General features: G+C 42.1%; 10 protein-coding genes. All 10 read right to left on the bottom strand.

Features of this window, described 5'->3' with window-relative positions; all coding sequences use genetic code 11:
* Window positions 1-110: 110 nt before the first annotated feature.
* The 10 genes from Q0954_RS22795 to Q0954_RS22750 all read right to left on the bottom strand — a co-directional run bounded on the left by Q0954_RS22795 (window position 111) and on the right by Q0954_RS22750 (window position 9483).
* The gene (locus Q0954_RS22795) at window positions 111-626 is read right to left on the bottom strand and encodes a hypothetical protein (RefSeq protein WP_299460795.1); all 516 of its coding nucleotides are present in this window, start codon (window positions 624-626) and stop codon (window positions 111-113) included.
* A gap of 84 nt (window positions 627-710) precedes the next feature.
* Entirely contained in the window at window positions 711-1496 is a 786-nt protein-coding gene (locus Q0954_RS22790; RefSeq protein WP_299460793.1) for a baseplate J/gp47 family protein, read from the bottom strand.
* 3 nt (window positions 1497-1499) lie between these two features.
* Window positions 1500-1727 (bottom strand): hypothetical protein, encoded by a 228-nt coding sequence (locus Q0954_RS22785; RefSeq protein WP_299460791.1) that lies wholly within the window; start codon window positions 1725-1727, stop codon window positions 1500-1502.
* Window positions 1715-1990, bottom strand: a complete 276-nt coding sequence (locus Q0954_RS22780; protein WP_299460789.1) for a hypothetical protein — start codon at window positions 1988-1990, stop codon at window positions 1715-1717. Before Q0954_RS22780 ends, Q0954_RS22785 begins: the two co-directional genes overlap by 13 nt.
* Window positions 1991-2007: 17 nt before the next feature.
* Window positions 2008-2571: a hypothetical protein gene (locus Q0954_RS22775; protein ID WP_299460787.1), complete on the bottom strand. Its 564-nt coding sequence runs from the start codon at window positions 2569-2571 to the stop codon at window positions 2008-2010.
* Between the two features lie 10 nt (window positions 2572-2581).
* Window positions 2582-3553 (bottom strand): hypothetical protein, encoded by a 972-nt coding sequence (locus tag Q0954_RS22770; RefSeq protein WP_299460785.1) that lies wholly within the window; start codon window positions 3551-3553, stop codon window positions 2582-2584.
* Window positions 3554-3568: 15 nt separating this feature from the next.
* Window positions 3569-4303 (bottom strand): DUF6046 domain-containing protein, encoded by a 735-nt coding sequence (locus Q0954_RS22765; protein WP_299460783.1) that lies wholly within the window; start codon window positions 4301-4303, stop codon window positions 3569-3571.
* A gap of 554 nt (window positions 4304-4857) precedes the next feature.
* Window positions 4858-7905 carry a hypothetical protein gene (locus Q0954_RS22760; protein WP_299460781.1) on the bottom strand — a complete coding sequence of 1016 codons (3048 nt, stop codon included), beginning with the start codon at window positions 7903-7905 and terminating at the stop codon, window positions 4858-4860.
* A 166-nt stretch (window positions 7906-8071) separates the two neighbouring features.
* Window positions 8072-8458: a hypothetical protein gene (locus Q0954_RS22755; RefSeq protein WP_299460779.1), complete on the bottom strand. Its 387-nt coding sequence runs from the start codon at window positions 8456-8458 to the stop codon at window positions 8072-8074.
* A 611-nt stretch (window positions 8459-9069) separates the two neighbouring features.
* The gene (locus Q0954_RS22750; RefSeq protein ID WP_299460777.1) at window positions 9070-9483 is read right to left on the bottom strand and encodes a hypothetical protein; all 414 of its coding nucleotides are present in this window, start codon (window positions 9481-9483) and stop codon (window positions 9070-9072) included.

Here is a 9483-nt window from a genome sequence, read left to right as displayed (position 1 = left end):
CCATAAAACCATAAGCGAAGCGATAACCATTTTAACCATAAAGCCATAAGCGAAGCGATAACCATTTTAACCATAAAGCCATAAGCGAAGCGATAACCATAAAGCCATTACTACCTAAACTGCACATCAAACGTTTTAGAGGCAAATTTATATTTCGATACCATAGAGCGTATTGCTTCTTGTTGGGTTTCGGTGCCCAGGGGCGCTTTTACCCTAAAGTCGATGCCAGCGGGCAATTCGCTGCTTTCGGAGTCGAGGTGGAGCACAATACCGGAGTCACTTTGGGCGTCAGCGTCCAGGTACATTATAGGGTTTTGGCTCGACTGGTCGTCACTGTCCAAAAATATTACGGGTCCATCGTTAAGCAGCTCGTGTACGATCTGAAACCGCCGCAGGGTGGGGTCAAAGGCGTCGTTGAGGGCTTTCTCAATCAAACCCGCCTGGGCGGTAATGCCTGCTTCGTACTTTTGCTGTTGGCTAAACGCCTGAAACCGTTGGTAAAGTGTTTTGACGGGCACCACACAAGCTTTCAGAAAAGCCGTCATTTTGGGCTTGCGCAGAAACCCTGGCAACAGCATGTCTACCAGGCGGTCAAAGTCTATGTGGTAGTATTTTCGATTCTGCATAAGGTATTATCAATTTTGAGAATTTGAGCAGCGGTTTGTCCCTTGTTTTCTGTTTTTCTCTATAATTTAAACTCAGGAGCCATTTTACACTGGTGTATAGGTAAAAGCTGATTGTTGCGCGTCGAACACGGCATAGCCTGCCTCTAGTTCCTGGGCGCGGCTCACGTCTACGGTGGCATTGTTTTGCACTACTTGCAGCAGGCTAATCACAAAGTCTTCAATGCCTTCTTCCTGGCGTACCCGCTCTATGAGGTCGTTGCGGTTGAGCTGTCCGCCAAAGTTAATATTGCTACAGTAATCGTTGATGGCGGCCACCAAGCGGGTAGTAATGTCGGCGCTGGCAAACAAGGGGTTATAAAACACCTCGGCGGCAATCTTTATTTGGTCAGCGGTCAGGCTTTGGGCGTTTACCTTTACTCCGGCGGGCTTCATTTTATTCAAATAAGCGGTAAATTGTTGTTCTTCGGTTTCGGTGAGGGGTGCCAGGTCTGCCTGGGTAGCGCCTTTGGCTACTTTGATAGACAGGGTAGAGTCGGGCAACTCTTTGACTGCCACCCGGCTAATGATCTGCAGATCGGTATTGAGGGTGTTGTATTGCAGGTTTTCGTTGAGGTTGTCGCCCAACTGAAAGCCTTGGCTCACCTGGGCATACCAAGCCAGCGAACCAATGCGGTTGTTGGTCACTATTTCGGTCACGTCTGCCTTAAACAAGGTAAAAAGCTTTTCGAGCGAATAAATCACAAACGCCATAATGTATACAATGGCGCGCCAGGGGCTAAACCGCGACGCGGTGTTGATTTCTTGCAATACAGCGTCTTGCTCTTTAGCCTCCAGTATTTCGTTTTCTATCTGGGTAATGGTTCGGGTCATGGCTTAGTCGGTAATAGGGGTTACGTCTTTGTCTTTTAAATAATTGACCACCTTTGGGTTGATGATATAGTCGGTGTCTACCTGAATAACTTGTCCAGGGCTTAGGGCTTCGGTCAGCGCCAAATTGTTGAGCACGGCAAGCTCTATGGCTCCGGTGGCATCGCCCAGGTACTGAACAGCCACATCGAGCAAGGTTTGGCGGTCTTGTACTTTGATATTTATGATTGCCATCGTGCTTCTATTTTAAAAGGAAGGTTGCTAAAGTCAGCCGCAGTTACCTGGGCACCGTCTACCTCTAGCTCTAGTTTTATTTTGCGTTCCAGCCCGTTCAAACGTACTTCTCCCTTCATAAAATCCAGGGCATTGACCCCTATGGTGGGGTATTTTTTAAACATCCCTTTTTGGCTCATTACCAATATTTGGGTGGTTTGGTCGGTAGCCTCGCCTATTTGGTCGGTAATGTCAAAGTTGTCGTCCAAGAGTAAGTCTTTCATTGTATCAAATTATATTGTCAGTGTTTTACTTTGTCGTTTTCTATGTCTGAGAAATCGCCCAATTGGGTTCCGGCTAAACTGGCCGACAATGCTTTTAGGGCAGCTCCACCATCATTGGGGGCAGCGGTCCAGTTAGCAAACAAATCTAAAATCTTTTGAATTGCCTGGGTGTTTTTCTCCAATTGCGTCTTAAGCGCTTCAATCTTGATCAACCCCTTGTTTTCGCCTTGGTGAAAGGTGACCTTGCCCATATTATCAATTTTGAGAATCTCTTCTTCGTTTTGTACCAGTTGTACTTCGTCAATGTCAGAATACATCGACACATAGTGGTCTCCGTCGGTGTTTTCTATCAGGCTAATCAACACAATGCTGCCTACTTTGGGTATTTGCACCAAGCCGTTTTTGGTTTCGTCGATGACAGCTTTCAGGTTTACTCCACCTATTTCAAGTGCTTCATTCGTGATTGGTACTACTGTACACTCCAACTTTTCTTTGTCTACGGCTTTTACTGTAGCCATTTCGCTTTGCACGGGTACAGTATCAGTAATCACTTCGATTAGTTTTTGGTAAACCTCTTCCATAATTTGTGTATCAACTCATTTTTTTTCCAAGCTTCAACTTCCGTCTAAAACCTGCTGTGCCAAAAGTAGTGTCGACACTGTCTATAAAAAACACCCCATTCTTTTTTGGGTACTTTGCGCTTTGTAACTTGGCGTGGTCGCTGTGCCTGGCAAAAGGCAATCCAAACGTGTCTACGCTTCCTTCTACCATGTCTTTTTTAAGCTTGTCCAGCCTTACTTTTGCCAGTTGTTTTAGGTGATTTTCATCACTAATCCCACGATAGTGCATTACATATTCTGTCCCGGTTTCGTCTCCTTCGGTTACTTCTATTTTTTTTCCATCCGGCATCACCGATATTACTTTGGCACGTACTTTCACACTTTCTTTGGTCTTGTAAATCAAACTATCTTTTACAATATTACCTTGGCTTCCGTCTAATGCATACCCCCTTGTGGTTGGGTTTTCTTTCATGGCATACTCAGTGCCTACATATAGTTTTTTGCCCTTAAAATATGCGGTAAAAGCATAGGCTTGCTTAAGCTTGAGCAATACCTGATAAGGGGTTTTTCGTTTAATCGTATATTTCTGCAAATTCAAATCCAGTAATGAATCAGAAAAAACCACCGCCTCTCCAAATAATTCTTTCAGGAGCGTTTTGAGTGTGATAAAACCATAATGCTTACTCACAGCTTTTTTTCGTTGCCATACATAAGTTTCATTTTCACACTCTAAGGTAAAAGGAGTCGCATATTTGATATTGGCAATATAGCCAGTAAATTCTTCTTGAAATTTATCGTCTCTGGGGTTGATAGACATACTCAGCTCTACCTTTATGGGGTCTCCTTCTTTGATATTTTTGCCTAAAAACCTTTCCAAATCAGGAACTTCAATGTTGCAGGTTTCTTTAGTTTCACGCCAGCTACTCTTTATTTTCACGCTTTTTACTGCTTTAATCTCATATTTTTCCGCAACAATGATTCGTGCTTTGTTGATATATGCCATTTAATTTTCTCGGTTTTAATCTTCCAACACTAGTATTTCCTGATGCGCATCGGCTACTGCACTAAAGCTATAAGTAAAAGCCGTGGGGTAATAAGTAACCTCTGGCATGCTGGTGATTACAATACGGGTGATATTAAATAGTTTGAGTATTTCGCTTTCAGCGGTAAGTGCCTCGTTTTGTTCAAATACTTCAATCAGCTTTGCCAGTTTATCCTTAGGAAAGCGATCATCCCTTACCGCCAGTTCGCTGGTGGTAGCAGGTTCTGCCCACCATTTATCTTCTGTTTGCTGCACCAGCGCATGTTTTTCTACATTTTCTACATAGCCTTGTATTTTTACGCTAAATGTATCATACCCAATAATTTCTACCACAGGGGGGCGACTTGACCCCGCAATTTTGGTGGTTACTACGTTTTTTTTCAGATTGACTGTAATCACTGGAGGAATTTCAAAAATGTATTGATTGTTTTTATCCTCTTTAGAATTCGTATTGTTATTTTCCTGCTCTTGCGTTTCTGCTACATCAACTTGAGAAGATTTATCAGACGCCCCCCACTTTAATGTCAAACCTGAAATCAAAGGTTTTCCATTTGGCGCATCCAGCGGGTTTTGTGGTCGGTTATCTTGCGATGCTCCTTCAGACTTTGCTGTACGTACTGGCAACTTATTACTATTCCCCCTGATATGATCCAGCGCATTGGGAACAAACCCGTAAAAATTCAGAAACTTGGTTGCGTCGAATATTGCCATGTTATATTTATTAATTTTAAGTATAATCAATACTCCGCAGTGATTTTAGTCAAAGTTGATTACTGATTATCAAACGATTATAAGTTTAAAAACTATTTAATTACGCGTTTAGGTGTAAAACTGAAACCCTTTGAAAAATAAAGCAAGTACACAAGTTTAATGTAAGCCATTGATTAACTGCGTTGAGCTCCCTATGGTCGGTTTACAGGGGTTAATAGGTTAAACATTTACTCGAATCCGCTTCTAACTACGCTTTTTATAAGTTGCTAAAAATCAACGTGATAGAAAAAGTGTAGTTACCTGTCGAACAGGGTGTACCTAGAACCTTGCACCTAGTGCTCTGGGTACTAAATTCCTTTCACATATTTCGGCTTCTTTTGCCTGCTGACTTCACCTAAAAAAACTCACGTAGCTTAGGCTATGCTCGTTTTTTGGAGGTTTGACAGCCACCAAAATAAACTCGAAATAGTGTATAAACTACTTAGTTCCCAAAGCACTAGAACCTTGTCGGGGCTGTGGACTATTGTATAATGACACAAAGCATTTACCCGCTACTATGCCTGATTAATTGCTTTAAATAAAGCTTCTTTAACCTTTTCTGTAATAAAATCTTCTGACTCTTGCCAGTTGTTAGCTGTAATATTTATCTCTCCTACCAACGTGTCTATTTTCAACGTAGTGGCATTTTTATTAGCCATCCCTCCCATTTGACCCAATCCTCCTTGTAAGCCAACATTACCATAAGCAAGGGTTGGATTCTGACTACCTACCAGTTCGGGCATGTCATACCCCACCACTGGTATTTTTGGTTTCTTTACTGGCGTTTGTGAAACAGAAGGAGCATTGAGCCAAGGCATTTGGTAGTCATTCACTGGTTTAGAAGAAGCATAAGGAACCCTTATACTATTAGGCGTTTGTTTAGTTTTTGCTGCTTTATGTTGCTCAACACGTTTTACTTTTTCTTCTACCTCTATTTTTTTCTTATCTACCAAGCCTATAGCCCTGCCAAGGTCTAACACATACTCCCAGGCAGCTTTGAAAGGCGCTACCAGAAAGTCCCATACTGCAGAGACCATTTTCTTGAACCGATCCCAGGCAGCGCTCCAGTCGCCATTGATTAAATCCACCACTATCAGGAATAAATTCCTAAGTACCTGAAACGGTAATAAGATGCCTTTGATACCCCAAGCCACCATTTTTAAAGCAACCTTGACCTGAGACATCACTACATTCACCACTCCTCTGATAATCACTCCAACTATTTTGAAGGTCGCACTAAAATCGCTGGCAGATTTGCCACTGACCCCAAAGGCATCGGTGATTGTTTTCCAAATGCCACCAAAAATCTCCATTACTTCACTGCCAAACACTTTCATGTCTTCCCACAAACCGTTCATTTGATCTTTAAAGGAGGTGACATTGTTGTAGAGGTATACAATACCCGAAACCAGGGCAATAACCCCTAAGAGTACTGCTCCTAATGGGTTTGCCCACATTGCCACATTCAACGCTACCATTTTGATAGCCAATATTCCCAAAGCCACCCCTACTCCTATCAAGATAGGTTCTATCGAGCTCCAGTTCTTTTGAATAAAGTTAGCCGCTTGTATCATTTTATTGGCTAACCACATGATAATGGGCTTAAGACGGGTACCTAGAGTAAGCATGAGGCGAGCGCCTGCTTTTTGGGCAATTTCCATGGCCCCCCCCATGGTATTGTTAGATGCAGCATAGGCATCATTTAGAGAAGCAGCACTTATCATTTCGTTTTTTACCGCATTCAATTGCTTCTTAAACTCGCCTTGGTTGGGCATGGCAAGCAATACGTTCATCGACTCAGCAGCTCCTTTACCTTTTAAGCCTGCTACAGATAACTGCTTGGCTTTGCCAGGATCTTTTTTGAGTTCTGCTCCTATTCGCCTAAGTGTCTCAATAGGCTTTTGTTTTAAAAGCTTTTGGAATTCCACCCCTTTTTCCCCTATAATTTGCCCAAAACCTGCGGGGTTTGAGTTCATGACATGCACCATCTTTTGCAAGGCTGTTTGGGTAGTGCTTGCTTTCACCCCAGCTTTGCCAAGCACCGCCTGCAACGCCAGGTATTTGTCGACGCCTACATTGGCTCCTTTGATTTGTTGTATATCCTGTAGCCCTTGGTATAGGTCTGAGACATTGGCTCCTTGGGTGCCCAATTTTTGCAAGGTAGACATCAAACCCGCCGAGTACTGAGCAATGTCACGCCCCCCAGTGGCTCCTTGTTTTTTTGCGTTATTAAAAACGCTTTGCATGCCAGTCGCAAAAGTTTGCTGGTCAATGTTTAGAGAATCTTTTAATACCTGGTGGACTTTGTCTCCTACCTTCACAAACTCAGTTCTAAACTTCTCAGGTATGGCCGCTGACTGTCGATACATGTCCATCAAGTCTATGTCAGAAGAACGAGAACGGATACGATCTAACTCATTTTTTACTATTGCCAGTTTTTCAGCGCCCAATCCTGTAGCATTTTGTACAGCCCGCATTTTGTCTTCGTAAGCTGCAGTATCTGTAATGGCAGATTTTAGAAAGCCTCCTGCTTTACTTACCAGATCGTTGCCCAGGTCTCCTTTAGCTTTTTCTTTTAAGCCTGCTTTAAACTTTTGCCCACGAGAGGAAGTTTTGCCTAGTTGGTTTAAACTGGCAATGCTTTTTTGGGTACTGGCTATTTGTGCATTGTAACGTTTAATCTCCGTAGTAGAAAATGCATGCTTTTTTTTGAAGTTTAAACTTTTCAAGTGTTTTTCTAGCTCATGAATAGACTTTGTGGTAGTCTTCACGCTATTATTAAGACCTAGTTTTTTCTTAAATGCCTGTTTTACCTTATTCCCTAGTTTTTGTACATAAGTTCCTGCTTTTTGAGCACCTCCCTTTAATTTATCAAAAACTTGTTTGAATTGCGCATTACGTAACTCTCTTTTCAGTGTGACTATTTCTCGTGATAAGCCACTTACATCATCCCCTTTTTGTTTCCCTCCCCTCCTGTCTGCTTTTAGTTTTTGTAGTAATTCAAGTTTTTTAGCATCTTTCTCTATGCCTGGAAATAATTTTATTCTTCCAAACTTGCCCTTCATATTTTTCCACCGTCTATTAAAACTTTGCTCCATACGAGCCCACCTTGTGGCAGACTCTTGCTCTCTTTCTTTAGAATATTGCAACTCTAGTCTATACTGTTGCCAATAACTTTTAATGCTCCTAAATGCATTACCAATTGGTTTTCTGGCTTTCACAATAGGCTGCACAAACCCCTGTAATAAAGCCACTCCTGTATCTTGAAAATCTCTTTTAAGAATGCCAAGTTGATCGCCAAGGTTTAAATATGCATTGGATGAGGTGGCTACTTTATGCGCTAACTTTATCCTTTCACTAAAAAAACCAGCAGTACCACCTGTAACTGACATAGCACCAGAAACCTTCAATACCCCAGCCGCTAAAGGTCCCATAGGAGTTGTAGCACTTGCTATTACCAATCCTACTCCTGCAGTAATTGCAGCAATTTTAGCGGCCTTTTTAGCAAACTCCTTTACAGACAAAGCCTGTTTAGCACTAGGTGGAATACTTGGGTAAGACATAGTATTTTTTATTTTTTCTCTTTATTCTCTTGTTCTAAAATCCAAATAGCTTGTTCATACAAGACCCAAAAATCATGGTCTTCGAGTTCATCTAAATCAGATTGTTTATACGCACCCCGAAAGATGCGCATAATAACGGCAGAAGCCTGCAGGTAAGGATTGCTGGCTATGAGTCTTTTTGCCGCTGCCTGCGCTTTCCCACTGTAGCCTCCAGTGGGGTAATGATCATTTTTACCTTGTCGTGAATAGCGCGGCGCACATCTTCATTTTCTTTGATCAAGTCCACTCCGTTCAACGAGCAGTTGTTAATGATTACATCGTTGTACTTTCCTATGTCTTCGTCTTTGATAATGGCCTGGTTTGCCATTTTTATCACAAAGTTGGTGGGCGATTTAAACAAAAACTCTCCAGCTTGCATGCCTGTTTCGGGGTCGTTTACTATAATAGAGGTAATGCGCCCGTATTTATCTTCCAGCTCAAAATAAATTTCATCGCTTATTTCTACTACGTCGTTCAGGTTCAGTTCTTTCTCGGCTACTTTGGTACTTTTCATGTTTCAGTAAAAATTAAATAAATATTTAAAAACTCCTCTTTTTATACCTGCCAGTTTTTTGAAACCTGGCAGGCATAGGTTAGCTTTTGTCATTACCCAAAAGCAATCATTGAAGATAGTATTTTTATTGTTTTATAAATCAACCACAGCCAATATTTATTGGCCATGGTTTGTATGTTTAAAAATCATACTCTTAGTGGTGATTTTACGCTCAATGTAGTAGCCATGGACTATCGCCCAATGCTGGCGTAACTACGTTGAGCCCCAATATACATCGGTATCTAAGGACTCACTACGTTCGGTTCCTTAGTAGAGATTTTATGCGTGCGTCAGCCACTGTCGACCATCGACTTCTAACCACGCTTTTTGTAAACAACTGAAAATCAGTGCAATACAAAAGTGTGATTACTTGTGAACCGAATCTACAGCTTGCTGTGATGAGCTCAACGGAGTTAAACAGGGTGTAGCACCGATATGCATCGGTATCCAAGGACTTGAAGCACCGATATGCATCGGCATCTAAGGACTTGCCCCTGTCGGGGCTGTGGACTATGAACAAAAGCGCATCCACCACTTTCAGCCACCTTAAGGCTTTAGGAAACGACATTGGGCTACACGCCTTCCTGAATATCAGTCATGATTACCTCCATTTCTATAGACTCTACCCCATCGCCAGAGGCAAACTTTTTGGCAGTTTTGGTAATCTCTACTTTCAACCATTTGTCGGTAGTAGCCACCAAACCATTGCCCAAATACACGATGCTCACATCAAAAGGAGCCAAATCAAGCACCGAAAGTCCTTTGGGTACTTTTGACTGTATTTTTGACACAAAATCGGAGTGTACAACGGTAATCTTCCCGGTAAATTTTTTATTCCCATATTGGGTAGTATGTGGTTGGGCTTTGCCCACTACGTGTACATGGGTTTTCTCTTGCTCCATGTCATAGGTCATTTCCTTTATTCCATAAAAAGGACTCTCACCGAGCATACTTACTTGTATGTTATTTACATTATATTCTGGCAT

Source organism: uncultured Microscilla sp. (assembly GCF_947493425.1).
Lineage (GTDB): Bacteria > Bacteroidota > Bacteroidia > Cytophagales > Microscillaceae > Microscilla.
The sequence above is the reverse complement of the archived record's forward strand: the minus strand, read 5'-3'. Positions and strand labels throughout refer to the sequence as shown.